The organism is Pseudomonas sp. SM4 (genome assembly GCF_051913165.1).
Lineage (GTDB): Bacteria > Pseudomonadota > Gammaproteobacteria > Pseudomonadales > Pseudomonadaceae > Aquipseudomonas.
Map to the genome: position 1 here is coordinate 107,837 of NZ_JBODOE010000014.1, position 24,350 is coordinate 132,186.

A 24,350-nucleotide genomic window follows, 5' to 3' on the forward strand; every position below is an offset into this window, starting at 1 on the left:
ACGATTCAGATGCGAGGTGTGCGATGGAGCTTCAAACATGGCTGGCGTTTTTTGCCGCCTGCTGGGTGATCAGTCTGTCCCCGGGTGCTGGCGCCATTGCGTCGATGTCCAGCGGTCTGCAATACGGTTTCTGGCGCGGTTACTGGAACGCCCTCGGCCTGCAGATTGGCCTGGCGGTGCAGATTGCGATTGTCGGCGCCGGCGTTGGCGCGATCCTGACCGCTTCGGCGACTGCCTTCCACGCCATCAAATGGTTCGGTGTCGCTTACCTCGTGTATCTGGCCATCAAGCAATGGCGCGCGCAGCCCATGGACATGAGCGATGACGCGGCGGTGCGGCCGATCGGCAAGCCGCTGGCATTGGTGTTCCGTGGTTTTCTGGTCAACATCAGCAACCCCAAGGCGCTGGTGTTCATGCTGGCGGTGCTGCCGCAGTTCATCAATCCGCACGCGCCGCTGCTGATTCAGTACGTGGTGATCGGCGCAACCATGATCTGCGTCGACCTGATTGTGATGGCCGGTTATACCGGTCTGGCGTCGAAGGTGCTGCGTCTGTTGCGCACACCGCAACAGCAGAAACGCATGAACCGCACGTTTGCCGGGCTGTTCATTGGCGCGGCGGCGTTTATGGCGACGCTGCGCAAAGCAGCCGCCTAAACCTCACAGACACACAACTGTGGTGAGGGGATTTATCCCCGATGGGCTGCGCAGCGGCCCCTTCTTTTAAGATCAAGAGGGGGCCCGCTTCGCGAGCCATCGGGGATAAATCCCCTCACCACAAAGTCCCCAGCACAAGAGTCCCCAGCACAAAGTTCACATCAGATTTGTGCAGGCCTGCAATCAGCGCAGGATCACCGGCGCGGTATCGCGCGGCAGGTTGTTGCGCTGCGGTGCTTCGCGCGGCTGCTCGTACCCACCACCACCAAGCTGCATGCTCAGCTGCCCGGCCACGTCCTCACCCAGCGCCTTCGACACGTCACGTACCACCCGTGGGCGGTTCAGTGAGATCTTGATGTCGCGGTGGTTCACCAGTTTGGTGTCCTGCGCTTCGCCCATCGCCGTGAAGGCCGAGGTGATCTCGAAGGTCTTGGTATTGATCAGGCTGAAGTCCGCCACCAGCGTCAGGCCCAGCACCGCCGAATAGCTGTCGGTGTTCGCCAGCTCGTTGATGTCCTGGGTGAAGTCGATGTCCGACACCGTCCCGAACAACACATAGTCGGCGCCTTTGAAGGCGCCGGACTTGATCCGCTTGATCACATCGTAGATGTCACCCTTGGACGAGGCAGTGTACGGCGTGCCCTGGATCAGCTGGAACATGCCGGTGCGGAGAATTTCACCCTTGATGTCGCCGGTGAATTTACGCAGCTCGGCCTGCTCGATGTAGCTGGTGTTCGCTTCGTACTCGTTGTAGTTCGACGAGCCGCTGGAGCTGTAGTAACCCTCGCGGTAATTGTTCTGCGACGAAACGATGTGGATGTATTGCTCCACACGTTCCTGGTACGCCAGATCCGTTACCGCGACTTTCGGGGCCGCTTGCACGCTGAACGCGCAAGCCAGGGCCATCATGCCAATCCATGCGCGCATCAATTAACGCTCCGTGGTTTTGCGGATCTCTTTTTCGTCCATCCACTCGGCCAGACCGCTTTCAACGTCGATCAGTTGCAGGCTGAATTTGTAGAAGACGTCCTTGTAGTCGCTGCTGCGCTTGACGATCGAGCTGATCGAACCTTCCAGACGGTATTTGGCCGCGATCATGTTGCCAGTCTTGGCCACGGTGCTCTTCTTGTACAGACCGCTCTGGTTTTGCAGCTTGAGCTGGTCGACCTGGCTCTGCATGGCGGTGTTATCGCTGGCGAAACGGGCGACGCCGGTCTTCATCAGCTGGGTCTTGATGCTGGTGGTGATCTCACGCGTGTCGATGTATTCGCTGGTCTTGTTCTTCACATCGTAGACCTGAACCACCGGGCGACCTTGCAGGATGCCGGACTGAGCCATCGAACGGGTCATCGACTCGGCAATCATCTGCAGGTCGGTCGAACCGAATTCGTTGGTCACGGTTTCAACGGCTTTGGTATCACCGTAGCTGATGTTCTTGCTGCCCAGGGTCGGCGAAGTGTTGACGCAGCCGGAGGCCAGCAGGGCAATAACGGCGATGCAGGAAAAGCGTGCAAACATGGGAATGCTCTCTAAATCAGAAATAGGGTGGCGGGCTTACGGCGTCTTGAGTTCCAGACGGAAGTCCACGGCTTTCGGCGTCGGGGCGATGCCCTGAATGAAGCTGGTCTGGGCGCCGTACATCATCTGGCTTTTCCAGACTTCCTCGTCGGCAATCGGGAAGCCTTCCGGGCCCAGCCAGGCGAAGCGGTAGTAGAACGTCTTGTTGCTGTTGAGGGTGTTGCTCAACTGCACGTTGACGGTCATGAAACCGTTTTCGCGGGCGACGCGCATGGCGCCGACGACGATGTGTTTCTGCGGCCCCATGGCCACGACTTTGCTCGCGGCGCTGCCCGGCTCAGGTGGTGGCGGGGTGGCGCAGCCGCTCGCCAGCAAGGCGAGGGCGGCGACGGCGATGAGTTTGAAGCGCATGCAAAGACTCCGTTCTTAAGGTTGTTTGAGGCTGGCGACGTTGGTCGCACTGGCACTCGGGATCACGTGGGCGGCCAGACCGCCAGCGAACACTTGGTTACCGACGGCGCGCAGGCTGATGACCTGATAACGCTGGTCGACGGTGACCTTGACCACCGAGCCGCCAACAGCGCTCGGCAGGGTAACCTGATGCTCGCCTTTTTTCAGGCGCAGACGCACCACTTGGGTGTAGTCCGGCAGGGTACGCCACGTACGGGTATCGGCACCTTCGAGTACAGCTGAAGAGATACCGACAGCCAGACCGGCCAGCGGGTTGGTTTCGTTGATCTTCTTCTGCGCCACGCCTTTGGTGATTGCACGCACGGTGGTGCGCACGATGATCCCCGGCATGTCGTCGCGCAGGGCGCGACGGGACATCGCCGTGGTGCTGTTGAGGGCCGTCAGGTCAACCTGCTGACCGTCGACACCGATCTGCGCGAAGGTGGCGGTGGAGGTGTCCGGTTTGATCACCGGGAACGACAGCGGCGTGATCACCACGCTGTTGGAAATCGGCAGCGGCAACGGAATGCGGATCGAGTCACGTGCCGGCGCCAGGCCGCTTTGCACCACGATCAGGATGTCGCTGTCGTCGGATTTGACCGGCTTGTCGAGGTTGATCAGCGCCTGCTCCAGCAGCGGCGTGTTCGGACGCAGTTCGGCGGCCTTGCGGTAGCCCGGTGCAGCCAGGCCTTTCTCGCCCAGGGCTTCATAGACGAAACCGGAGAGGTAATGGCTGAACGCACTCTGGTAGCTGTTCTTCAGGCCGACGACTTCCGGTGCATCGAGGCTGGCGACCGGATAACCCTGCAGGTCTTTGTACTGGGTCTTGACGCCTTCTTTCTCGGCCTCTTCTTCGCTCTTGAGGTATTCCTTGTCGCGCAGGTCGGCGATCACCGCTTCACGCTCGTGAGTCCGCTTGATCGCGGTGCGTGCGCCGTCAAAGTCATTCACCGCCAGCAGGTTCAGGGCCATCTGCGTGGTCAGCATGACTTTTTCATAGTCATAGCCTTCGTAACGACGCACCTTGTCGTTGACGATGAAGCTGCCGAACTGAGCCAGGTACTTACCAGTGTCGAGCTTGACCGAGTCTTCCCACTGACCGACCACCTGATCGGCGCTGGTCCAGGCGCTCTGGCTGCCGGACAGGTCACCCTTGGCGCGCAGCAACTCACCTTTCTCGAAGTAATAGAGCAGGTCTTTGTCCGGGCCGCTGTTGTTCTTTTCCAGCAGGGTCAGCGCAGCGTCGACGTTGCCGGTCGCCAGTTGCTGATTGGTCTGGGCCAGTTCGGAGTCGTAATTGCGGAAAGCGGAACAGCCGGACAGCAAAGTGACCGCGCTGAGCGCGATCAAGGAGGGAGCGCGGAATGCCATGGGGGTACTTCTTCCCTGGAGTAAATACAGCCGCGGATGCTGGTCGGGCTGGTGTGACCCATCGACAGTGGCGCTGGCCTCCTGCCAATTCCTCATATCCTGAGGAGCTTTAATGCCGGTTCGCGTTAGCGAGGGCGCGGCATTATAAGCGGCGAATGGTGGCTATGTAATAGCTTTTTAATTGCACTGGTTAGTTAGGTGCCATTACTTATTTCAGGTTCGATACCACGCTGCTTGCCGGTGCTCCACTGGACTGAAATGCACTGCCATTGGCAAATATTCGATCGCCCAGGGCGCGCAGACCAACGACTTGGCGGTTCTGGTCGATACGGATTTTCAACGGAGCAGTCCCCGGGGTGTTGGGGAGGCTGATCAAGTGGTCGCCCTTCTTCAGGCGCAGGCGCACGACTTGGGTGAGGTTGGGCAAGGTGCGCCAGGTGCGTGTGTCGGCCTGCTCGAAACCGTCCCAGTGAGTGACGTACGAGGCTTTGCTCGGATCGCGTCGATTGTCCGTGGCCTGAACGTCCGCCGCCAGAAAGGCCCGGTAGGTGGTGCGCTGGATAATGCCTGGCATGTCGTCACGCAGGGTGCGCAAGGACATGTCGGTAATGCTGTTGACCGCGATCAGCTTGTTCTGCCGACCGTCGATGCTCACTTGATTGAAGGCAGGGGTCGACGTGTCGGGCACCATCACCGGGAACGAGACATTGGCGACGATGACCTGACCGTCCTTAAGCTTCACCGGATACGGTACGCGCACCGAGCTGCGGGCTGGCGCCAGACCGCTTTGGACGATGATCAGCACGTCACTTTCGTCGGCCTTGAGCCCAGGACTGTCGAGGTCGCGCAGGGCCTGCTGGAAAAACGCCATGTCCGGGCGCAGCTCAATTGCCTGACGATAGCCGGGTGCCGCCAGATCTTTTTCACCGAGTGCCTCGTAGGTGAAGCCCGCGAGGTAGTGACTGAACGCGCTCTGATAACCGTTCTTCAAGGCAATCACGGCGGCCGATTCAAGCATGACTACCGGGTAGCCTTGCAGATCCTTGTAGTGAACGCGGGCGCCGTTGGCCTTGGCCGCTTCTTCGACCCGCTCGTATTCCAGTTCCCGTTGCCGGGCGATCAGTGCTTCACGCTCGTGGGTTTTCTTGATGTCGGCACGGGCGCCGTCGAAGTCATTCAGGGCCAGTTGATTCAGGGCCATTTGCGTGGTCAGCATGACCTTTTCGTAATCGTAGCCATCGTAGCGCCGCAGCTTGTCATTGATGATGCTGCCCCACTGATTGCCCATGGCGGCGAGCAACTTGTCGCCGGTGGTTTCTATGGTGTCCTGGCGCTGTATGACCATCTGCTCGGCGCTGCGCCAGGCGACCTGGCTCTGTGGGAACTCACCGCCAGCGCTCAATACCGCGCCCTTCTCGAAGTAATAGAGCAGATCCTTCTCTTCGCCCGGGTTGTGCGCCTCGATCAAGGCGAGCGAGCCATCGATGTTGCCGGCCTTGAGCTGTTGCGTGGTCTGTTGCAGTTCCAGGTCGTAATCGCGGTACGCGGCGCAGCCGCTGACTTGCAAAATGGCGGCGATCAGCAGCGATGGCAGCAGACAATGGCGCATGAGCGGGTTCTTCCTTGAACGGACAGTACGAAGAGGTGACGCATTATAGGGGTGGATGATGGCTAACTGCTTTGATGATTTTTCAGGGGCCGATGAGCATCGTGGTGTTCACCTTGGCAACGACAAAGCTTGAGGGATTCGTCGTCGGAGTGAACAATATGTAACTCCGTATTTCCCCTTGAGAACCTTTCATGACTGCCTCGTCCCGCTTTCTGGCCTGGCTGGTGTTTCCGCTGTGCGCCCTGAGCAGTTTCAATCTGCTGGCCGATACCGTGGAAGGCGCGCCGCAAGCGCTGCACCTGCTTGATTACATCAGCGCCGATTACCCGCCGACGGTCGAGGCGGGAAAAATTCTCGACGACGCCGAATACCGCGAGCAGCTGGAATTCACTCAGGCGTTGCAGAGCCTGATCAGCGCGCTGCCGGCCAAGCCGGAAAAAATCGCGCTGGAGCAGGGTGTCGAGGCGCTGCACAGCGCGATCACGGCGAAGCAGGACGGTGCGGACGTCGCCCGCCAGGCGCGGCAACTGGGGGCGAAACTGGCCGTGGCCTATGAAGTCAGCCAGGCACCGATCATCACCCCGGACCCGACACGTGGCGCGCCGCTGTATGCGCAAAACTGCTCGGTGTGTCACGGCGACAGCGGCGCCGGTGACGGCCCGGCGGCGCTCGGCATGACGCCCGCGCCGGCCAACCTGCGTGACGCTGCGCGGATGGATCACCTGAGCCTGTATGCGATCTACAGCACCCTCGGTCAAGGCGTCGAAGGCACCGACATGCCGGCGTTCGCCGATCAGCTCGACGATCGCCAGCGCTGGGATCTGGCGACGTACATCGCCGGGTTCAGTGCCGATGCAACGGCCGCCAAGTCCGAGAAAACCTACAACATCGCCGATCTGGCGCGTCAGACCCCGGCCGAAGTGCAAGGCGCCGAGGGCGCGCCAGCGGCGGCGACGTTCCGTGCCCAGCGTGCCCAGCCACCGCAGGTCAAGCGCGGCCCGGCGCAGTTGCTCGACTACACCGCGGCGACCCTGGACAAGAGTCTGGCGGCGTACCGTGCCGGTGAGCACGATCAGGCCTATGACCTGTCGGTAGCGGCGTATCTGGAAGGCTTCGAGCTGGTCGAAAGTTCGCTGGATAACGTCGACGCCAACGTGCGCAAAGACACCGAAAAATCGCTGATGGCTTACCGTCAGTCGTTGCAGGACGGCTTGCCGGTCGAACAGGCCGAGCAGCGTCTGGACGCGGCCAAGGCCAAGCTGAAGGAGTCCGCCGGGCTGCTTGGCAGCGATGGCTTGAGCTGGTCGCTGAGCTATATCTCCGGTTTGCTGATTCTGCTGCGCGAAGGTCTGGAAGCGATTCTGGTATTGGCGGCGATTCTGGCGTTCCTGCGCAACACCGGCCAGCAATCGGCGGTGCGCAGCGTCAACGTCGGTTGGGGCTTGGCGTTGCTGGCGGGGCTGGGCACTTGGGCGCTGGCGGCGTATGTGATCGACGTCAGTGGTTCGCAACGGGAGTTGCTCGAGGGCGCGACGGCGTTGTTCGCCAGCGTCATGGTGTTGTGGCTGGGCGTGTGGATGCACGACCGTCGTCACGCGGCGGCCTGGCAGGATTACATCAAGAGCAGTCTGGTCGGCGGGGGCGGGCGCTTCGGTTTTGCGATCCTCGCGTTCTTCTCGGTGTATCGCGAGTTGTTCGAGGTGATCCTGTTCTACGAAACCCTGTGGTTGCAGGCAGGGCCAGCCGGGCATGACGCGGTGCTGGCAGGCGGGGCGACGGCGCTGGTGCTGCTGGTCGGTCTGGCGTGGGTGATCCTGCGCGGTTCGGCGAAATTGCCGCTGACGCTGTTCTTCAGCATCAACGCCGCGCTGCTCTGTGCGTTGTCGGTGGTGTTTGCCGGGCATGGTGTGAAGGCGTTGCAGGAAGCCGGGATCTTCGGCACGCGGCCGGTGGCGTTCTTTGAGTTTGACTGGCTGGGGATTCATGCCGATGCGTATTCGCTGACGGCGCAGGCGGTGGCGATTGTCGCGATTGTGGTGTTGTATGGGCGTAGTTGGGTAGCTGAAAAGCGGCGGGTTTCGGCGGCTTGATTGTGTGATCCCTTAAAAGATCGCAGCCTGCGGCAGCTCCTACATAGGTTCGTGTATACCTGTAGGAGCTGCCGCAGGCTGCGATCTTTTGCTTTATGAGGTAAACAAAAATGCGTGTATGGATCGATGCCGACGCTTGCCCACGGGCGGCGAAGGATCTGGTGGTGAAGTTCGCCCTCAAGCGCCAGTACGAAGTGGTGCTGGTGGCCGGGCAGCCGCAGATCAAGCCGGGGCTGGCCATCGTCAAATTGATCGTGGTGCCGAGCGGGCCGGATGCGGCGGACGATTATCTGGTCGAGCACGCGGTGCCGGGGGAGCTGGTGATTTGCAGCGATATTCCGCTGGCCGATCGCCTGGTGAAGAAGGGCGTGGCAGCGCTCGACCCGCGCGGCAAGGAATTCGATGCGCAGAACATGGGCGAGCGGCTGGCGGTGCGCAACCTGTTCACCGATCTGCGTGAACACTGCCAGATGAGCGGCGGCCCGGCGCCATTCGGCGATCGCGAGAAGCAGGCGTTTGCCAATGCGCTGGACCGGATTCTCACGCGCCTGACCCGCAACACCTGAGCCCAACACAAATCCCTTGTAGGAGTGAGCCTGCTCGCGATAGCGGTCGATCATTCAACAGATATGTTGCCTGACACACCGCCATCGCGAGCAGGCTCACTCCTACAATTGACCGTGTCAGGCGTCATTTTCGTGGGTCAGCTCTAATACTCGGTCGACCAGTTTGTTGATCCCCGAAGCAGCCTCGCTGATGTTCTGCGCCAGCATGTAAGCCGGGGTCGTCACCAGTTTGCGCGCCTTGTCTTCGATGATCTCGGTCACCGCGCAATCTTCGTGCGTCGCGCCCATCTTGTTCATCGCCGTCGCGGTGTCGGCGTCATTGCCGATGGTGCAGGTCACGCCCGGGCCATAGATCTTCGCGGCCAGAGCCGGCGAAATGCACATCAAACCCACTGGTTTGCCCGCTTCGGCAAACGCCTCGGCCAAGGCCAGCACTTCAGGCTGCACGCTGCAGCCAGCGCCTTCGACAGCAAAGTTGGAAAGGTTCTTCGCCGCCCCAAAACCGCCGGGCACGATCAGCGCATCGAAGTCATCGACGTCGGCTTCGCGGATGTCCTTGATGTTGCCTCGGGCAATCCGTGCCGACTCGACCAGCACGTTGCGCGTCTCGGGCATTTCTTCGCCGGTCAGGTGGTTGATCACATGCAATTGCGCGATGTTCGGGGCGAAGCACTGTACCTGCGCGCCGCGTTGATCAAGGCGCAGCAGGGTGATGACGCTTTCATGGATCTCGGCGCCGTCGTACACGCCACTGCCGGACAGGATCACTGCAACTTTTTTGCTCATGGGTTTCTCTCCAGATTCATGGCGCTAAATGTCCACTAAATTGTCGCGCGTTGCCATAGGGTAAACGGGCGGCTACACCTAGGATCTGTTCATACGATTGCGAGCAGGGCGCGTCATGGACTTCATTCTGTATGCGGTGCCGTTTTTCCTCGTGTTGATTGCGCTCGAACTGGTCGCCGACCGCTGGCGCGGGGTGAGCAACTATCGCCTCGCCGATGCGGTGAACAGCATCAGCACCGGCGTGTTGTCGACTACGACCGGATTGTTGACCAAGGGCGTCGGCCTGCTGACGTATGCCTTTGCCCTCGATCATCTGGCCTTGCTCAGACTGCCGGCGGACCGCGTCTGGGTCTGGGTGTTTGCGTTCGTCCTCTACGACTTCTGCTACTACTGGCTGCACCGCATGGGCCATGAACGCAATATCCTCTGGGCCGCGCACTCGGTGCATCACCAGAGCGAGGAGTACAACCTTTCCACCGCGTTGCGCCAGACCAGCACCGGGTTTCTGCTCGGCTGGATTTTCTACCTGCCGATGGCCGTGCTCGGCGTGCCGTTGCTGGTGTTCGTCAGCGTCGCGGCGCTGAACCTGCTCTATCAATTCTGGGTACACACCCGACACATTCCCAAGCTCGGCTGGTTCGAGTGGTTCTTCGTTACGCCGTCCAATCATCGGGCTCACCATGCACAGAACGCTCTCTACATGGATCGCAACTACGGCGGGGTGTTCATTTTTTGGGATCGTCTGTTCGGCACGTTTCAGGAAGAGGACGACAACGAACCGGTGATTTTCGGCGTGACCACGCCGCTGGCGAGCTGGAATCCGCTGTGGGCCAACCTGCAGTTTTATGCGCAATTGTGGGATGACGCGCGGCGGGCCGAGCGCAACTGGGACAAGCTGCGGATCTGGTTCATGCGCACCGGTTGGCGCCCGGCGGACGTTGCGGCGAAGTACCCGATGAGCAAGCCGGATCTGGCCCGCTTCCGTAAATTCGAAGTGCCGCTTGAGCGTCGTCAGCAGTTTTACGTGGCGCTGCAGTTTTGCCTTTACATCGCGCTGGGCAGTTATCTGATGAATCTGGAACGCAGCCTGCCGACCGCTGCGCTGTTGCTTGGCTGGGGCGCGGTGACGTTCGGGGTGTTTGCGTTGGGCGTGAGCCTGGAGAATCGCCCGTGGGCGCTGAAGGTCGAACTGTTGCGGCTGGGGTTGAATGTGCCACTGGTGTGGCTGGCGCCGCTGGTTGGATTGTGGCCAGCCAGCCCGATGATCTGGGCTGGCTTGCTCGGGTACAGCCTGCTCAGCGGCATCGGGCTGTACAGCTGCCGTCAGCGCGTTACTCGACTGGCGGTTTAGGTGCGGCGGAATTGGCTGGTTCGGCGAGCTGGAGTTGTTCAGCTTTGGCGGCTTGCTCGTCCTCGTAGATCTTCTTCGCCAGGCGCGCATTCTTGAAGCGGCGACGCAGCCACAGGCCAACACCGAGTACCAGCAGCGCACCCAGCACCCACAGTTCGTACTTCTTGATGCTGCCGAGCATGCCTTCCAGCACCGCGCCGAAGTGGTAAGCCGCAGCCGCCAGCGCCGTGGCCCAGATCGCCGCGCCAATGCCGTTGAGCAGCAGGTAACGTCCCGGCGGATAGCCCGACAGGCCGATCGCCACCGGCATCACCGTGCGCAAGCCATAAACGAAGCGGAAGCTCAGCACCCAGATGTCCGGATGTTTGCGAATGTGCTCCAGCGCGCGGTCGCCCATCATCTGCCAGCGCGGTTTGCGCGCGAGTAATTTGCGCCCGTGCTTGCGGCCGAGGAAGTACCACAGCTGATCGCCGGCATAGCTGCCGAAGAACGCCACGACCACCACCACGTTGATGTCCATGTATCCACGGAACGCGAGGAAGCCCGCGAGCACCAGAATGGTTTCGCCTTCGAAGAACGTGCCGAGGAACAAGGCAAAGTAGCCAAAGTCATGCAGAAATTGTTGGAGCATTGTCTGGGTGCTGGCGAAATGAACGCGCAGCCTAACCCTTCGGACACATTCATGAAAGTGTCGAAATGTGTCTCGACGTGAACAATTCCTACACTGAGAATGGAATGCGGCTACGTGACACGGGTCTCACACAACTGTCATCTGTTGGTCATAATGGCCGTCTATAACTGTCACGCTCGCCCGTTTGCGCGGGCTCAGGAGTCCGCCGTGAGCTTTACCCCCGCCAACCGTCTGTTCCCTGCCACGCGCCTGCGCCGCAATCGCCGCGACGATTTTTCGCGTCGGCTGGTGCGGGAAAATGTGCTGACGGTGGATGATCTGATCTTGCCGGTATTCGTGCTCGACGGTGAGAACCGCCGCGAAGCCGTGGCCTCGATGCCCGGTGTAGAACGCCTGAGCATCGACCTGCTGCTCGAAGAGGCGACCAAGTGGGTTGAACTGGGCATTCCGGCGCTGGCGCTGTTCCCGGTCACACCTCCTGAATTGAAATCCCTCGACGCCGCTGAAGCGTGGAACCCTGAAGGCATCGCCCAGCGCGCCACTCGCGCCTTGCGTGAGCGCTTCCCGGAACTCGGCGTGATCACCGACGTTGCGCTTGATCCGTTCACCACTCACGGTCAGGACGGCATTCTCGACGAAGAAGGCTATGTGCAGAACGACATCACCGTCGACGCACTGGTGCGCCAGGCGCTGTCCCACGCCGAAGCCGGCGCGCAGGTTGTCGCACCGTCGGACATGATGGACGGTCGCATTCAGGCGATTCGCGAAGCGCTGGAAATTGCCGGCCACGTCAATGTGCGGATCATGGCTTACTCGGCCAAGTACGCCAGCGCCTATTACGGCCCGTTCCGCGATGCCGTGGGTTCAGCTTCGAACCTCGGCAAAGCCAACAAAGCCTCTTATCAGATGGACCCGGCCAACAGCGACGAAGCGCTGCACGAAGTCGGTGCGGACTTGTCTGAAGGCGCGGACATGGTCATGGTCAAACCGGGCATGCCGTATCTGGACATTCTTTTCCGGGTAAAAGATGCCTTCAAAGTGCCGACCTTCGTCTATCAGGTTAGTGGCGAATACGCCATGCACATGGCGGCGATCCAGAATGGCTGGTTGAGCGAGGCGGTGATTCTCGAATCACTGACCGCCTTTAAACGTGCCGGCGCTGATGGCATCCTGACTTACTTTGCTGTCCGTGCCGCTCAATTGTTACGAGAGCAGAAATAGCCCTCCCAGGAACATTCAATGAATACCGAAGGACTCACTGAAGTTGCAGTAAAAGAAGCTCAGCCGGTGGTGGAGCAGATCACCGAGACCCCGCCGGAACTGGAGCCAGCGCCACCCGCGCCGGTGGCCGAAACCGCTGTGGCGGTGCCGGCGATCGCCATTCCCGGTCTGGATGACAGCAGCCTGTACATCCACCGCGAGCTCTCGCAATTGCAGTTCAACATCCGCGTGCTGGAACAGGCGCTGGACGAGTCCTATCCGTTGCTGGAACGTTTGAAGTTCCTGCTGATCTTCTCCAGCAACCTCGATGAATTCTTTGAAATCCGCGTCGCCGGCCTGAAGAAGCAAATCACCTTCGCCCGTGAACAGGCCGGTGCCGACGGTCTGCAACCGCATCAAGCACTGGCGCGGATCAGCGAGCTGGTGCACGGCCATGTTGATCGTCAGTACGCGATCCTCAACGACATCCTGTTGCCGGAGCTGGAAAAGCATCAGGTGCGCTTCATCCGTCGCCGCAACTGGACGGTCAAGCTCAAGACCTGGGTGCGCCGCTACTTCCGCGACGAGATTGCGCCGATCATCACCCCGATCGGCCTCGACCCGACGCACCCGTTCCCGTTGCTGGTGAACAAGAGCCTCAACTTCATCGTCGAGCTGGAAGGCATCGACGCCTTTGGTCGCGACTCCGGTCTGGCGATCATCCCGGCACCGCGCTTGCTGCCCCGGATCATCAAGGTGCCGGAAGAAGTCGGTGGCCCGGGCGACAACTATGTGTTCCTGTCGTCGATGATCCACGCCCACGCCGATGACCTGTTCCAGGGCATGAAGGTGAAGGGTTGCTACCAGTTCCGTCTGACCCGAAACGCCGACCTGGCGCTCGACTCCGAAGATGTAGAAGACCTGGCCCGCGCCCTGCGTGGCGAGTTGTTCTCGCGTCGTTACGGTGATGCGGTGCGTCTGGAAGTCGCTGACACCTGCCCGAAACATCTCTCGGACTACCTGCTCAAGCAGTTCAACCTGAGCGAGAGCGAGCTGTATCAGGTCAACGGCCCGGTCAACCTGACGCGGTTGTTCAGCATCACCGGTCTGGACAGTCATCCGGAGTTGCAATACACGCCGTTCACCCCGCAGATCCCGAAACTGCTGCAGAACAGCGAAAACATTTTCAGCGTGGTCAGCAAGCAGGACATCCTCTTGCTGCACCCGTTCGAGTCGTTCACCCCGGTGGTCGACCTGCTGCGCCAGGCCGCGAAAGATCCGCACGTTCTTGCTGTACGGCAGACGTTGTACCGCTCCGGCGCCAACTCCGAGATCGTCGATGCGCTGGTCGATGCCGCGCGTAACGGCAAGGAAGTCACGGCGGTCATCGAGCTGCGGGCGCGCTTCGACGAAGAATCCAACCTGCAACTGGCCAGCCGTCTGCAAGCGGCCGGTGCGGTGGTGATCTACGGCGTGGTCGGTTTCAAGACCCACGCCAAGATGATGCTGATCCTGCGTCGTGAGGCCGGCGAAATTGTGCGTTACGCGCACCTCGGCACCGGCAACTACCACGCCGGCAACGCCAAGCTGTACACCGACTACAGCTTGCTGACTTCCGACGATGCCTTATGCGAAGACGTTGGCAAACTGTTCAGCCAGTTGATCGGCATGGGTAAAACCCTGCGCATGAAGAAGCTGCTGCATGCGCCGTTCACCCTGAAGAAGGGCATGCTCGACATGATTGCCCGCGAGACCCAGTTCGCCGTCGAAGGCAAACCGGCGCACATCATCGCCAAGTTCAACTCGCTGACCGATCCGAAGATCATCCGCGCGCTGTACAAGGCCAGCCAGTCCGGCGTGCGCATCGATCTGGTGGTGCGCGGCATGTGCTGCCTGCGTCCAGGGATTGCCGGGGTTTCGCACAACATCCATGTACGCTCGATCATCGGCCGCTTCCTCGAGCACACCCGAGTGTTCTACTTCCTCAATGGCGGCGACGAACAGATGTTCCTCTCCAGCGCCGACTGGATGGAGCGCAACCTCGACAAACGCGTCGAGACTTGCTTCCCGGTCGAAGGCAAGAAGCTGCTGACCCGAGTGAAAAAAGAGCTGGAGCTGTACCTGACCGACAACACTCACAGCTGGAGCTTGCAGTCGGATGGCCGTTACATCCGCAACACGCCGACCGGCAACCAGAACCCGCGCAGCGCGCAGGCAACGTTGCTGGAACGACTGGGCAGCCCGATCTTGCCGGTGAGCAGCTGACTTTCAGGCGAATAAAAAAGGCGATCCCTTGGGATCGCCTTTTTTGTACCCAAAATCCCTGTAGGAGCTGTCGAGTGAAACGAGGCTGCGATCTTTTGATCTTAAAAACAGATCAAAAGATCGCAGCCTGCGGCAGCTCCTACAGGGGGGATTTGCGGTGTGTCAGTGGACGGTGAGGACGATGCCCACCCGCGTCAGCCAATCGGCTTCGATGCCGAAATCCGCCTGAGTCAGCTGATTCTCGTCCAGCCAGTTCTCCGGGAATTCCACATCCAGGGTGTTGCCCTTGGCGTGCAATACCACCTGCGGCATGGTCTGGGTACCACGAATATGGTGGAACAGGATCGCAAAGCGCAGCAGCACGCACAGGCGGATCAGCTTGTCGCCGTCGTCGCCGAAGTCGGCGAACTTGTCCTTGGGAATATTGCGGCGATGGCCGCGCACCAATAGGGCGAGCATCTGCTGGTCTTCGCGGGAAAAGCCGGCGAGGTCAGAGTGCTCGATCAAATAAGCGCCGTGTTTGTGGTAGTGATAGTGAGCGATATCGAGGCCGACTTCGTGCACTTTCGCCGCCCAGCCAAGGAGTTCGCGCCAGATGCCGTCGTCCAGTTCCCAGTCCACCGCGACCTGATCGAACGCGTGCAAGGCTTTGCGTTCAACTCGCGCGGCCTGTTCCAGATCGACGTGATAGCGCTCCATCAGCGAGGTCAGGGTGCGCTCGCGCACGTCTTCGTGATGATGGCGGCCGAGCAGGTCATAGAGCACACCTTCACGCAGTGCGCCGTCGCAGTGATCCATGCGTTGCAGTTCGAGGGCATCGAAAATCGCTTCGAGAATCGCCAGACCCGCCGGGAAAATGGTCCGGCGATCAGGCTTGATGCCTTCAAAATCGATCTTGTCGACGTCGCCGAGCTTGAACAGGCGACGCTTGAGCCAGGCCAAACCTTCGGCGTTCACTTCGCCGGTGCCATGGCCGCCGGCCTTCAGCGCAAGGCCGATGGCGCGGATGGTGCCCGAGGAGCCGATGGCTTCATCCCAGGTCAGGCGGTGCAGGGCGTGTTCGATGCTCATGATCTCCAGCCGCGCCGCCGTGTACGCCTGGGCGTAGCGGGCCGGAGTGATCTTGCCGTCCTTGAAGTAGCGCTGGGTGAAGCTGACGCAGCCCATTTGCAGGCTTTCGCGTAGCAGCGGCTCGAAGCGCTGGCCGATGATGAATTCGGTACTGCCGCCGCCGATGTCGGCGACCAGGCGTTTGCCCGGGGTGTCGGCGAGGGTGTGCGACACGCCCAGGTAGATCAGGCGCGCCTCTTCACGGCCGGAGATGACTTCCACCGGATGGCCGAGGATTTCTTCGGCGCGGTGAATGAATTCGAGGCGGTTGCGCGCTTCACGCAGGGCGTTGGTGCCGACGATGCGCACGGCGCCCAGCGGCATACCGTTGATCAGTTGGGCAAAGCGCTTGAGGCAATCGAGGCCGCGCTGCATCGATTCTTCGTTGAGCTTGCGCTCATCGTCGATGCCGGCCGCCAGTTGAACCTTCTCGCCGAGCCGCTCGAGAATGCGGATTTCGCCGTTCTGGGCCTTGGCCACGACCATGTGAAAGCTGTTGGAGCCCAGGTCGATTGCGGCGATCAGGGACAGATTCTTGGCTTGGGATTGCGGCATGGTCAGGGGGTCTCGGTCGATAACCTCGACATCGTGCCACGATCAAACGCTGGCGCCAACGCGCACGGTTCAAACCCTTGATTCAGCGCATAAAGAAGGTGACCGCTGCGCGGTCAATCGCGAGCAGGCTCACTCCTACAGGTGAGCGCATTCCCATGTAGGAGTGAGCCTGCTCGCGATGAGGGCGTGGAAGCCCCTGTATTTCTCTCAGCCTGTCGCTTCGACGGTGCCAATAAAGTTCGCCAGCTCCGCCGTCTGCGGATTGGCAAACAGCACCTTCGGATCGCCCACCTCATGCACCTTGCCGTGGTGCATGAACACCAGTTTGTCGCCGACCTCGCGGGCAAAACGCATTTCATGGGTGACCATGATCAGCGTCATGCCTTCCTTGGCCAACTGCCGCACGACGCTGAGCACTTCGTTGACCAGTTCCGGGTCAAGCGCCGAGGTGATCTCGTCGCAGAGCAAAACCTTCGGCGACATCGCCAACGCCCGGGCAATCGCCACGCGCTGCTGCTGACCACCGGACAACCGATCCGGGAAGGCATCGAACTTTTCCCCAAGGCCAACCCGCTCAAGCATCTCGCGCGCCAGTTCCGCCGCCTTGGCTTTCGGCACTTTCTGCACCACTTGCGGCGCGAGCATCACGTTTTCACCGACGGTCAGGTGCGGGAACAGGTTGAATTGCTGAAAGACCATGCCGACCTTCTGCCGCAAGCTGCGCAAATCAGCGCGCGCAGCATCGAGGTATTCGCCATCGACTTCGATCACGCCATCGTTGATCGATTCCAGACCATTGAGCGTGCGCAACAGGGTGGATTTGCCCGAGCCGCTGCGGCCGATGATCGCCACCACCTGGCCTTCCTCGACGCTGAGGTCGATGCCTTTGAGCACGTGGTGATCGCCGTAGTATTTATGCAGGGCGGAAATTCTAAGCAGAGGCATGCAGTCTCCTTTCCAGGTAGCGCGCACTGAGGGACAAGGGGTAGCAGAGCAGGAAATAGCCGAGGGCGACGAGGCCGTAGACCATGAACGGTTCAAACGTGGCGTTGGCGAGCATGCCGCCGGTTTTGGTCAGCTCGGTGAAGCCGATGATCGAGGTCACGGCGGTGCCTTTGACCACTTGCACCGAGAAACCCACGGTCGGCGCCACGGCAATGCGCAGCGCTTGCGGCAGGATCACGTAGCGCAATTGCTCCAGAGGATTGAGCGCCAAACTCGCCGAGGCTTCCCACTGGCCGTTGGAAATAGACTCGACGCAGCCGCGCCAGATCTCCGCCAGATAAGCGCTGGTGAACAAGGTCAGGGCAATCGCTGCGGCCATCCACGGCGAGATTTCAATCCCGGCCAGCGCCACGCCGAAGAACACCAGAAACAGCTGCATCAACAGTGGCGTGCCTTGGAACAACTCGATCCAGGTGCGGGCGATGCTGCTCGACACAGGGTTTTTCGAAATGCGCATGATCAGGATCAGCAGCCCGACGATCCCGCCACCGATAAACGCCACCAGCGACAACGCCAGCGTCCATTGCAGGCCGATGAGCAGGTTGCGCAGGATGTCCCAGAAGGTGAAATCGCTCATGCGTGGCTCCTGCTTATGTAGCGGCGACCGATCCAGTTCAGTAACTGGCGAATCAGCAGCGCCATGCACAGGTAGATCAGCGTGGTCAGCGCGTAGGTTTCAAAAGCGCGGAAGTTGCGCGACTGAATGAAGTTGGCGGCGAAGCTCAGCTCTTCGGTGGCGATCTGCGAACACACCGCCGAGCCGAGCATGACAATGATGATCTGGCTGCTCAGCGCCGGCCAGACCTTGCCCAGCGCTGGCAACAGCACCACATGGCGGAACGCTTCGAAACGCGTCATCGCCAGCGCCGCTGCGGCCTCCAGCTGCCCGCGCGGAATCGCCTGAATGCCCGCGCGGATGATTTCCGTGGAATACGCGCCGAGGTTGATCACCATCGCCAACACCGCTGCCTGCCACTCGGAAATCTGCACGCCCAGCGACGGCAGCCCGAAGAAGATAAAGAACAACTGCACCAGAAACGGCGTGTTGCGGATCAACTCGACGTAGACGCCGAAAATTGCCGAGAACGGGCGAATGTTCCACGCCCGCACCAGCGCCCCGACAATCCCGACGCCGACCCCGAGCAACGCGCCGATGGCCGTCAGCTCAAGGGTGAACAGCGCGCCGCGCAGCAACAGGTCGGTGTTTTGCACCACCGGCATGAAATCGAACTGATAAGCCATGAAGGTCTCCCGCGCAGTCGATCAGAGATCGGCCGGCAGCGGCTCTTTCAGCCAGGTCTGCGAGTTCTTTTCCAGGGCGCCGTCAGCTTTGGCGGTGGTCAGGATGTCGTTGACCTTGGCCAGCAGCGCCGCTTCGTTCTTGTTCACGCCAACGTAGACCGGCGAATCCTTGAGCTTCACTTTCAGCGCCGGCACGCGTTTCGGGTTCTTCTCGCTGATCGCGACCATGACCACGTTGCCGCTGGCGATCAGGTCGACTTGCCCGGCGAGGTAGGCGGCAATGGTCGAGTTGTTGTCTTCGAAGCGTTTGATGGTCACGCCTTCAGGGGCGACCTTGGTCAGCTCGATGTCTTCGATGGCGCCACGGGTGACGCTGATGGTTTTGCCTTTGAGGTCGTCAAGGCTGGCGATGGCAGCATCTGGCGGGCCGAACACGGCGAGGTAGAAGGGTGCGTAGGCGCGGGAGAAGTCGATGACTTTCTCGCGCTCGGGGTTTTTGCCGAGGCTGGAAATCACTAGGTCGACCTTGCCGGTGGTCAGGAACGGGATGCGGTTGGTGCTGTTGACCGGAGTCAGTTCGAGTTTGACCTTGAGCTGATCGGCCAGCAGTTTCGCTGTGTCGATGTCCAGGCCGCGAGGTTTCATGTCCGGGCCGACCGAGCCGAACGGCGGGAAGTCCTGCGGTACGGCGACTTTCAGCGTGCCGCGTTTGACCACGTCGTCGAGGCCGTCGGCGTGAGCGGGTACCTGGCTGAGCAGCAGGCTGGAAAACAGAGCGGCGAGGAGGGCGCTGTAACGCTTGGTCATGGACAATCTCCGAATCGGCGAGAAGTGATTTCTGCCTTCGGACAGAGCATGCGCCGTGCCAATACATGGGTTTCGTCTCGGCAGACCGCGGTTTCAGCGGCTTTGTTCGGTCTTACTGGTCTGAACAGTCAGGTTGTTTTTCGCACTGCGATAGCGCATCAGGCTCGATCACCGAACCCCGCTGGGGCACGACTTGCCGGACTCGGCGAATAGCTTTACAACTAGCCGCACATTGGCCTGACGCGTCTGAAAAACCATGAATTCGATTTCCCGTGCGGTACCCGAAGTGGCGCTGCAAGCGATCCGCAAACTGATCACCGAACAGGGTTTCGGCGCCGGCGATGCCTTGCCGTCGCAACGGGATCTGGCGTTGCAGCTGGGCGTGAGTCGGGCGTCGCTGCGCGAGGCGTTGTCGTCGCTGAGCGCGTTGGGCGTGGTCAGCATTCAGCCGGGCAAAGGCGTGTTCGTGCAGGCGCCGGTGGAGTTGTCGCGTGGCGATACCGCGCCGGGCTGGTCATTCGCCGCGCAGGCATCGCCGCTGGATATCTTTCAACTGCGCTATGCACTGGAAGGTTTTGCCGCCGGGTTGGCCGCAGTGACGTTGAGCACGTTTGATCTGGATGCGCTGGAAGACAATGTCGCGGCCATGCGCGAGCAATTGAAGGCCGGTGACTTTGAAGCAGCGGCGAAACTCGACTTCGAATTCCACCGGCGCATCCTCCTGGCCAGCGGCAATCAGGCGATGCTGAACATCCTCACCGCCAGCGCCGAGATGTTTCTTGAGAGCCAGAAGTTACCGTTCATCCGTGCCGAACGCGCCATGGAAACCTGGCAGGAACATCGTAAGATCCTCCGCGCCCTCGCTCGCCGGGCCTCTGCTGCTGCGCAAAAAGCCATGCAGGAGCATGTGCGCAACGCGGCCCTGCGTACTGGAATTTCCTTCATCGCCCCCGCTACCGCTTGACTTGAGCTATACCCAAACTCATGGGGCACCATAGCAAGACTCAATCATCTGCGGCTTCCTGAACAGGGGAAGGGCGGCTATGATGGGCCACGTTTTTTTGCTTACAACCTGGAGAATTCCATGAGCAGCGATCTTATCAAACACGTTAGCGACGCTAGCTTCGAAGCCGACGTACTCAAGGCCGAAGGCGCTGTCCTGGTCGATTACTGGGCTGAATGGTGCGGTCCTTGCAAAATGATCGCTCCGGTTCTGGACGAGATTGCCGAGACTTACAAAGGCAAACTGACCGTTGCCAAACTGAACATCGACGAAAACCAGGAAACCCCGGCCAAGCATGGCGTGCGTGGTATCCCGACGCTGATGCTGTTCAAGAACGGCAACGTTGAAGCGACCAAAGTCGGCGCCCTGTCGAAGTCGCAACTGGCGGCTTTCCTCGACGCCAACATCTAAGCGTCGCTGCAAAGTGCCTGAAAAAAAGCCCCGCAAAATAGCGGGGCTTTTTGCGTATTCAGGGCTAGACGCTCCGAAACTCAGGTGGTACATTCGGCCCCGCACTGGTTTCTCCATTGCCCCCTGCTAGCCGTCGCCGACGCACTCCTTTTCGAATTAGTTCGCGATCCTGTCGCCTTCTCCGCGGCGCGGCCTCATTAAGCCAAAAGCTTAATTTCCCCCCCTCCATAAATGATTACGTCATTCCTATATGAATCTGACTGAACTCAAGCAAAAGCCGATTACCGAACTGCTCGAATTGGCCGAACAGATGGGCATAGAAAATATGGCCCGTTCGCGCAAGCAGGACGTGATTTTCTCCCTGCTGAAAAAGCACGCGAAAAGCGGCGAGGAAATCTCCGGTGATGGCGTGCTGGAGATTCTCCAGGACGGCTTCGGCTTCCTGCGCTCCGCTGACGCTTCCTACCTGGCCGGCCCGGACGATATCTACGTCTCGCCAAGCCAGATCCGCCGCTTCAACTTGCGCACCGGTGACACCATCGTTGGCAAGATCCGCCCTCCGAAGGAAGGCGAGCGGTATTTCGCACTGCTCAAGGTCGACACGATCAACTTCGATCGTCCCGAGAACGCGAAAAACAAGATTCTCTTCGAGAACCTGACCCCGCTGTTCCCGACCGTGCGCATGAAGATGGAAGCCGGCAACGGTTCCACCGAAGACTTGACCGGTCGTGTGATCGACCTGTGCGCCCCGATCGGCAAAGGCCAGCGTGGTCTGATCGTTGCACCGCCGAAAGCCGGTAAAACGATCATGCTGCAAAACATCGCAGCGAACATCGCCCGTAACAACCCTGAAGTTCACCTGATCGTGCTGCTGATCGACGAGCGTCCGGAAGAAGTAACCGAAATGCAGCGCACCGTGCGCGGCGAAGTGGTTGCCTCGACCTTCGACGAGCCGCCGACCCGTCACGTACAGGTTGCCGAAATGGTGATCGAAAAGGCCAAGCGCCTGGTCGAACACAAAAAAGACGTGGTGATCCTGCTCGACTCCATCACCCGTCTGGCCCGTGCCTACAACACCGTGATCCCGAGCTCCGGCAAGGTATTGACCGGTGGTGTCGATGCCCACGCCCTGGAGAAGCCAAAGCGTTTCTTCGGTGCTGCGCGTAACATCGAAGAAGGCGGCTCGCTGACCATTATCGCCACCGCGCTGGTTGAAACCGGCTCGAAAATGGACGAAGTGATCTACGAAGAGTTCAAGGGTACCGGCAACATGGAACTGCCTCTGGATCGCAAGATCGCCGAGAAGCGCGTGTTCCCTGCGATCAACATCAACCGCTCCGGCACCCGCCGCGAAGAGTTGCTGACCGCCGACGACGAACTGCAGCGCATGTGGATTCTGCGCAAGCTGCTGCACCCGATGGACGAAGTCGCCGCGATCGAGTTCCTGGTCGACAAGCTGAAAACGACCAAGACCAACGACGAGTTCTTCCTGTCGATGAAGCGCAAGTAACATCGCGGTGTGAACCGGCAAAAATGGCGTCCCTCGCGGGGCGCCATTTTTTTGCCTGTTTTTTGCCCGAACGATGGGACGTTGGTGATCTGCTAAGGTCTGTCCCTTGCAAGAATGAGCCGCAACGTACGTGACCGTTTCCGCACAAGAGAATCAGGCTGTACAAATAATAACCAACTGATTGGCATTAAAGATTTTATGAGCACACTCGCTTATCGAAGGGATATCGACGGCTTGCGGGCAGTCGCGGTCATCGCCGTGGTGCTGTTCCATTTTGGCGTCCCGGGGTTTACCGGCGGATTTGTCGGGGTCGACGTGTTCTTCGTCATCTCCGGCTACCTGATCACTTCGATCATCTGGAACCAGCGGCAAGCCGGGCGTTTCAGCTTCGTCGAATTCTGGGCGCGCCGTGCGCGGCGGATTCTGCCGGCGCTGTTCGCGATGATCATTGCGGTGCTGGCGGTGGGCTGGTTCCTGCTGGCGCCCAAGGATTACGAAGAGCTGGGGCGCTCGGTGCGTTATCAGGTGCTGTTCGTCTCGAACATTCTGTTCATGCGTCAGGACGGCTATTTCGACGTCGCCTCTGACCTCAAACCGATGTTGCACACCTGGTCGCTGGCGGTTGAAGAGCAGTTCTACATCCTCTTCCCGCTGCTGCTGGCCGTCATGTCGAGTCGCCTCAAACACTGGCGACTGGCGCTGTTCACGATTTTGCTGGTGTCCTTCGGTCTGAGCGTGTGGGCGGTCAGTCACCACCCGGAAAAAGCCTTCTTTCTGCTGCCAATGCGCGCCTGGGAACTGCTCGCCGGGGCGATGCTGGCGGTCGCGCCGAAGCATGCCTGGCGCTTGAAGCCGATGGCGGCGCAACTGTTGAGCCTGCTCGGCATGGGCCTGATCCTGCTGGCGGTGTTCGGCTACAGCAAAGCCACACCATTCCCCGGTGCGGCGGCGCTGCTGCCTGTGCTCGGTGTGGTGCTGCTGATTTTCGCCAACGGTCATCGCGAGACTGTTGTTGGTCAATTGTTGAGCAGTAAGGTGATGGTCGGTTTCGGCCTGATCTCTTATTCCTGGTACCTGTGGCATTGGCCGGTGTTCGTGTTTTCCAGCTATGCCAGCGTCGAGGAAATCAGCGCGCTAGATAACGCCGGATTAATTCTGCTGACGCTGGTGCTGGGTTATCTGTCGTGGAAATTCATAGAGACACCGTTCCGCGAGCGCCGTCTGCTCGCCGGTCGTCGGCCGATTCTGATCGCTGGCGCTCTGGGTGGGCTGGTGCTGGCGCTGGCCGGGCAAACATTGCGCTGGACCGATGGCTTGCCGTGGCGTTTGTCCGATCAAGCGCTGCAATACGCCAAGGGTCACGACTGGCGGCCGGAGCTGATGGCGTGCCTGGCGGACGACAAGACGCCTGATGACAAACTGTTCTGTCATTACGGCGTGGCCGACGTGCCGGCGCAAGCGATGGTCTGGGGCGACAGTCATGCCACGGCGCTGATTCCGGTGTTCGATGACGGCGCGAAAGCCCATGACGTCAGCGTGATTCTGGCCAGTTCCCCTGGCTGCATTCCGGTGGAGGGTCTGGAACATGGCCCGGTGTGTGCGCATTTCAACCGCCGGATCGAGCAGGCCCTGAAAGAGAAAACCGTCAGCGATGTGGTGCTGGTCGCGCGCTGGAGCCTGTATCTCTACGGCGATGCCAATGGCGACTTGGGCCACGTACTCAGAACCCCTGACGGTCGTTACGATCGCGCCGCTGCCGAGCAACGTCTGGCCGCTGGCCTGCGCACGCGCGTTGCGCAACTGCGTGCCAGTGGCCATCGGGTCTGGCTGGTCAAGGAGGCGCCGTTGCAGGCCTTTAGCCCACCGTATCGCCTGACGCGACTGGCGATGCTCGATCGTTCGGTCGAGGGCGTTGGTCAGCAAGTTGCCGTACATCATGAGCGTCAGGTGTTTATCAGCCAGTTGTTCGCCGAGCTGGCCAAAGACCCGGCAGTGCGTGTGGTCGATCCGGCACCACGGTTGTGCGATGAGCGCGGTTTGTGTCACGCCGAACTCGACGGCTACTCGCTGTACACCGATGACAATCACCTTTCGGAAGTCGGCGCGCGTCTGGTGGCACCGATCATGGAACCGTTGTTCATTAACCTGCAGCGCCGGGAAAACCTTGGCAAAGCCCAGACGAATGCAGCCAAGTAAGCAGCGACAGGCTGCCAC

The 24,350-nt window shown here is 60.3% G+C and carries 22 protein-coding genes; 10 read left to right on the forward strand and 12 right to left on the reverse strand.

Features of this window, described 5'->3' with window-relative positions; translation table 11 throughout:
* Window positions 1–23 precede the first annotated feature (23 nt).
* Entirely contained in the window at window positions 24–656 is a 633-nt protein-coding gene (gene rhtB, locus ACQ4MY_RS23810) for a homoserine/homoserine lactone efflux protein (RefSeq protein ID WP_008084534.1), read from the forward strand.
* Window positions 657–839: 183 nt separating this feature from the next.
* Here the strand turns inward: rhtB and ACQ4MY_RS23815 are convergent, their stop codons facing one another.
* The 5 genes from ACQ4MY_RS23815 to ACQ4MY_RS23835 form a co-directional block, all read right to left on the reverse strand.
* Window positions 840–1,583 carry a hypothetical protein gene (locus ACQ4MY_RS23815; RefSeq protein WP_008084532.1) on the reverse strand — a complete coding sequence of 248 codons (744 nt, stop codon included), beginning with the start codon at window positions 1,581–1,583 and terminating at the stop codon, window positions 840–842.
* A 3-nt stretch (window positions 1,584–1,586) separates the two neighbouring features.
* The gene (gene lpoB / locus ACQ4MY_RS23820) at window positions 1,587–2,174 is read right to left on the reverse strand and encodes a penicillin-binding protein activator LpoB (RefSeq protein WP_008084530.1); all 588 of its coding nucleotides are present in this window, start codon (window positions 2,172–2,174) and stop codon (window positions 1,587–1,589) included.
* Window positions 2,175–2,210: 36 nt separating this feature from the next.
* Window positions 2,211–2,585 carry a YcfL family protein gene (locus ACQ4MY_RS23825; protein WP_008084528.1) on the reverse strand — a complete coding sequence of 125 codons (375 nt, stop codon included), beginning with the start codon at window positions 2,583–2,585 and terminating at the stop codon, window positions 2,211–2,213.
* Between the two features lie 15 nt (window positions 2,586–2,600).
* Window positions 2,601–3,995 carry a COG3014 family protein gene (locus ACQ4MY_RS23830; protein WP_008084527.1) on the reverse strand — a complete coding sequence of 465 codons (1,395 nt, stop codon included), beginning with the start codon at window positions 3,993–3,995 and terminating at the stop codon, window positions 2,601–2,603.
* A 208-nt stretch (window positions 3,996–4,203) separates the two neighbouring features.
* The gene (locus ACQ4MY_RS23835; protein ID WP_440096669.1) at window positions 4,204–5,604 is read right to left on the reverse strand and encodes a COG3014 family protein; all 1,401 of its coding nucleotides are present in this window, start codon (window positions 5,602–5,604) and stop codon (window positions 4,204–4,206) included.
* A gap of 191 nt (window positions 5,605–5,795) precedes the next feature.
* Here ACQ4MY_RS23835 and ACQ4MY_RS23840 point away from each other — a divergent pair, with 191 nt between their 5' ends.
* Together ACQ4MY_RS23840 and ACQ4MY_RS23845 are read left to right on the forward strand one after the other, a co-directional pair.
* Entirely contained in the window at window positions 5,796–7,694 is a 1,899-nt protein-coding gene (locus tag ACQ4MY_RS23840) for an FTR1 family protein (RefSeq protein WP_440096670.1), read from the forward strand.
* Window positions 7,695–7,804: 110 nt separating this feature from the next.
* Entirely contained in the window at window positions 7,805–8,260 is a 456-nt protein-coding gene (locus ACQ4MY_RS23845; protein WP_440096671.1) for a YaiI/YqxD family protein, read from the forward strand.
* A gap of 117 nt (window positions 8,261–8,377) precedes the next feature.
* Here the strand turns inward: ACQ4MY_RS23845 and elbB are convergent, their stop codons facing one another.
* Window positions 8,378–9,046: an isoprenoid biosynthesis glyoxalase ElbB gene (elbB, locus tag ACQ4MY_RS23850; protein ID WP_008084520.1), complete on the reverse strand. Its 669-nt coding sequence runs from the start codon at window positions 9,044–9,046 to the stop codon at window positions 8,378–8,380.
* A 115-nt stretch (window positions 9,047–9,161) separates the two neighbouring features.
* On the opposite strand from elbB, the gene ACQ4MY_RS23855 reads away from it, so the two are divergent.
* On the forward strand, window positions 9,162–10,397 hold the full coding sequence (locus tag ACQ4MY_RS23855) for a sterol desaturase family protein (RefSeq protein ID WP_440096672.1): 1,236 nt from the start codon (window positions 9,162–9,164) through the stop codon (window positions 10,395–10,397).
* On the opposite strand, the gene ACQ4MY_RS23860 is transcribed toward ACQ4MY_RS23855, so the two are convergent.
* Window positions 10,378–11,028 (reverse strand): DedA family protein, encoded by a 651-nt coding sequence (locus ACQ4MY_RS23860; protein WP_440096673.1) that lies wholly within the window; start codon window positions 11,026–11,028, stop codon window positions 10,378–10,380. The two genes, ACQ4MY_RS23855 and ACQ4MY_RS23860, sit on opposite strands and share 20 nt — an antisense overlap.
* Window positions 11,029–11,235: 207 nt before the next feature.
* Here ACQ4MY_RS23860 and hemB point away from each other — a divergent pair, with 207 nt between their 5' ends.
* Both hemB and ppk1 read left to right on the forward strand, forming a co-directional pair.
* Window positions 11,236–12,249 (forward strand): porphobilinogen synthase, encoded by a 1,014-nt coding sequence (gene hemB, locus ACQ4MY_RS23865; RefSeq protein WP_440096674.1) that lies wholly within the window; start codon window positions 11,236–11,238, stop codon window positions 12,247–12,249.
* Between the two features lie 18 nt (window positions 12,250–12,267).
* Entirely contained in the window at window positions 12,268–14,493 is a 2,226-nt protein-coding gene (ppk1, locus tag ACQ4MY_RS23870) for a polyphosphate kinase 1 (RefSeq protein WP_159814363.1), read from the forward strand.
* 162 nt (window positions 14,494–14,655) lie between these two features.
* On the opposite strand, the gene ppx is transcribed toward ppk1, so the two are convergent.
* The 5 genes from ppx to ACQ4MY_RS23895 all read right to left on the reverse strand — a co-directional run bounded on the left by ppx (window position 14,656) and on the right by ACQ4MY_RS23895 (window position 19,212).
* A complete protein-coding gene (gene ppx / locus ACQ4MY_RS23875) occupies window positions 14,656–16,158 on the reverse strand; it encodes an exopolyphosphatase (RefSeq protein WP_440096675.1) in 1,503 nt (500 codons plus the stop codon).
* A 207-nt stretch (window positions 16,159–16,365) separates the two neighbouring features.
* Window positions 16,366–17,103, reverse strand: a complete 738-nt coding sequence (locus tag ACQ4MY_RS23880) for an amino acid ABC transporter ATP-binding protein (RefSeq protein ID WP_440096676.1) — start codon at window positions 17,101–17,103, stop codon at window positions 16,366–16,368.
* Window positions 17,090–17,740 carry an amino acid ABC transporter permease gene (locus tag ACQ4MY_RS23885; protein ID WP_158954951.1) on the reverse strand — a complete coding sequence of 217 codons (651 nt, stop codon included), beginning with the start codon at window positions 17,738–17,740 and terminating at the stop codon, window positions 17,090–17,092. Before ACQ4MY_RS23885 ends, ACQ4MY_RS23880 begins: the two co-directional genes overlap by 14 nt.
* Window positions 17,737–18,405 (reverse strand): amino acid ABC transporter permease, encoded by a 669-nt coding sequence (locus ACQ4MY_RS23890; protein ID WP_440096677.1) that lies wholly within the window; start codon window positions 18,403–18,405, stop codon window positions 17,737–17,739. The genes ACQ4MY_RS23885 and ACQ4MY_RS23890 overlap by 4 nt, the downstream gene beginning before the upstream one ends.
* A 21-nt stretch (window positions 18,406–18,426) precedes the next feature.
* Window positions 18,427–19,212, reverse strand: coding sequence for a transporter substrate-binding domain-containing protein (locus ACQ4MY_RS23895; protein ID WP_158832135.1), 786 nt, complete (start codon window positions 19,210–19,212; stop codon window positions 18,427–18,429).
* Window positions 19,213–19,468: 256 nt separating this feature from the next.
* On the opposite strand from ACQ4MY_RS23895, the gene ACQ4MY_RS23900 reads away from it, so the two are divergent.
* The 4 genes from ACQ4MY_RS23900 (at window position 19,469) to ACQ4MY_RS23915 (ending at window position 24,332) form a co-directional block, all read left to right on the forward strand.
* Complete coding sequence (locus ACQ4MY_RS23900; protein ID WP_440096678.1) at window positions 19,469–20,176, forward strand: FadR/GntR family transcriptional regulator; 708 nt, start codon at window positions 19,469–19,471, stop codon at window positions 20,174–20,176.
* Between the two features lie 120 nt (window positions 20,177–20,296).
* Window positions 20,297–20,626, forward strand: coding sequence for a thioredoxin TrxA (trxA, locus tag ACQ4MY_RS23905; protein ID WP_003206727.1), 330 nt, complete (start codon window positions 20,297–20,299; stop codon window positions 20,624–20,626).
* Window positions 20,627–20,876: 250 nt separating this feature from the next.
* Entirely contained in the window at window positions 20,877–22,136 is a 1,260-nt protein-coding gene (gene rho, locus ACQ4MY_RS23910) for a transcription termination factor Rho (RefSeq protein ID WP_003229334.1), read from the forward strand.
* A gap of 198 nt (window positions 22,137–22,334) precedes the next feature.
* Window positions 22,335–24,332, forward strand: a complete 1,998-nt coding sequence (locus ACQ4MY_RS23915; protein ID WP_440096679.1) for an acyltransferase family protein — start codon at window positions 22,335–22,337, stop codon at window positions 24,330–24,332.
* Window positions 24,333–24,350 lie beyond the last annotated feature (18 nt).

Excerpts from the sequence above, each read along its gene's own strand:
- rhtB (WP_008084534.1), top strand. The coding sequence starts at position 24 with ATGGAGCTTCAAACATGGCTGGCGTTTTTTGCCGCCTGCTGGGTGATC.
- ACQ4MY_RS23815 (WP_008084532.1), bottom strand. The coding sequence starts at position 1,583 with ATGCGCGCATGGATTGGCATGATGGCCCTGGCTTGCGCGTTCAGCGTG.
- lpoB (WP_008084530.1), bottom strand. The coding sequence starts at position 2,174 with ATGTTTGCACGCTTTTCCTGCATCGCCGTTATTGCCCTGCTGGCCTCC.
- ACQ4MY_RS23825 (WP_008084528.1), bottom strand. The coding sequence starts at position 2,585 with ATGCGCTTCAAACTCATCGCCGTCGCCGCCCTCGCCTTGCTGGCGAGC.
- ACQ4MY_RS23830 (WP_008084527.1), bottom strand. The coding sequence starts at position 3,995 with ATGGCATTCCGCGCTCCCTCCTTGATCGCGCTCAGCGCGGTCACTTTG.
- ACQ4MY_RS23835 (WP_440096669.1), bottom strand. The coding sequence starts at position 5,604 with ATGCGCCATTGTCTGCTGCCATCGCTGCTGATCGCCGCCATTTTGCAA.
- ACQ4MY_RS23840 (WP_440096670.1), top strand. The coding sequence starts at position 5,796 with ATGACTGCCTCGTCCCGCTTTCTGGCCTGGCTGGTGTTTCCGCTGTGC.
- ACQ4MY_RS23845 (WP_440096671.1), top strand. The coding sequence starts at position 7,805 with ATGCGTGTATGGATCGATGCCGACGCTTGCCCACGGGCGGCGAAGGAT.
- elbB (WP_008084520.1), bottom strand. The coding sequence starts at position 9,046 with ATGAGCAAAAAAGTTGCAGTGATCCTGTCCGGCAGTGGCGTGTACGAC.
- ACQ4MY_RS23855 (WP_440096672.1), top strand. The coding sequence starts at position 9,162 with ATGGACTTCATTCTGTATGCGGTGCCGTTTTTCCTCGTGTTGATTGCG.
- ACQ4MY_RS23860 (WP_440096673.1), bottom strand. The coding sequence starts at position 11,028 with ATGCTCCAACAATTTCTGCATGACTTTGGCTACTTTGCCTTGTTCCTC.
- ppk1 (WP_159814363.1), top strand. The coding sequence starts at position 12,268 with ATGAATACCGAAGGACTCACTGAAGTTGCAGTAAAAGAAGCTCAGCCG.
- ppx (WP_440096675.1), bottom strand. The coding sequence starts at position 16,158 with ATGCCGCAATCCCAAGCCAAGAATCTGTCCCTGATCGCCGCAATCGAC.
- ACQ4MY_RS23880 (WP_440096676.1), bottom strand. The coding sequence starts at position 17,103 with ATGCCTCTGCTTAGAATTTCCGCCCTGCATAAATACTACGGCGATCAC.
- ACQ4MY_RS23885 (WP_158954951.1), bottom strand. The coding sequence starts at position 17,740 with ATGAGCGATTTCACCTTCTGGGACATCCTGCGCAACCTGCTCATCGGC.
- ACQ4MY_RS23890 (WP_440096677.1), bottom strand. The coding sequence starts at position 18,405 with ATGGCTTATCAGTTCGATTTCATGCCGGTGGTGCAAAACACCGACCTG.
- ACQ4MY_RS23895 (WP_158832135.1), bottom strand. The coding sequence starts at position 19,212 with ATGACCAAGCGTTACAGCGCCCTCCTCGCCGCTCTGTTTTCCAGCCTG.
- ACQ4MY_RS23900 (WP_440096678.1), top strand. The coding sequence starts at position 19,469 with ATGAATTCGATTTCCCGTGCGGTACCCGAAGTGGCGCTGCAAGCGATC.
- trxA (WP_003206727.1), top strand. The coding sequence starts at position 20,297 with ATGAGCAGCGATCTTATCAAACACGTTAGCGACGCTAGCTTCGAAGCC.
- rho (WP_003229334.1), top strand. The coding sequence starts at position 20,877 with ATGAATCTGACTGAACTCAAGCAAAAGCCGATTACCGAACTGCTCGAA.
- ACQ4MY_RS23915 (WP_440096679.1), top strand. The coding sequence starts at position 22,335 with ATGAGCACACTCGCTTATCGAAGGGATATCGACGGCTTGCGGGCAGTC.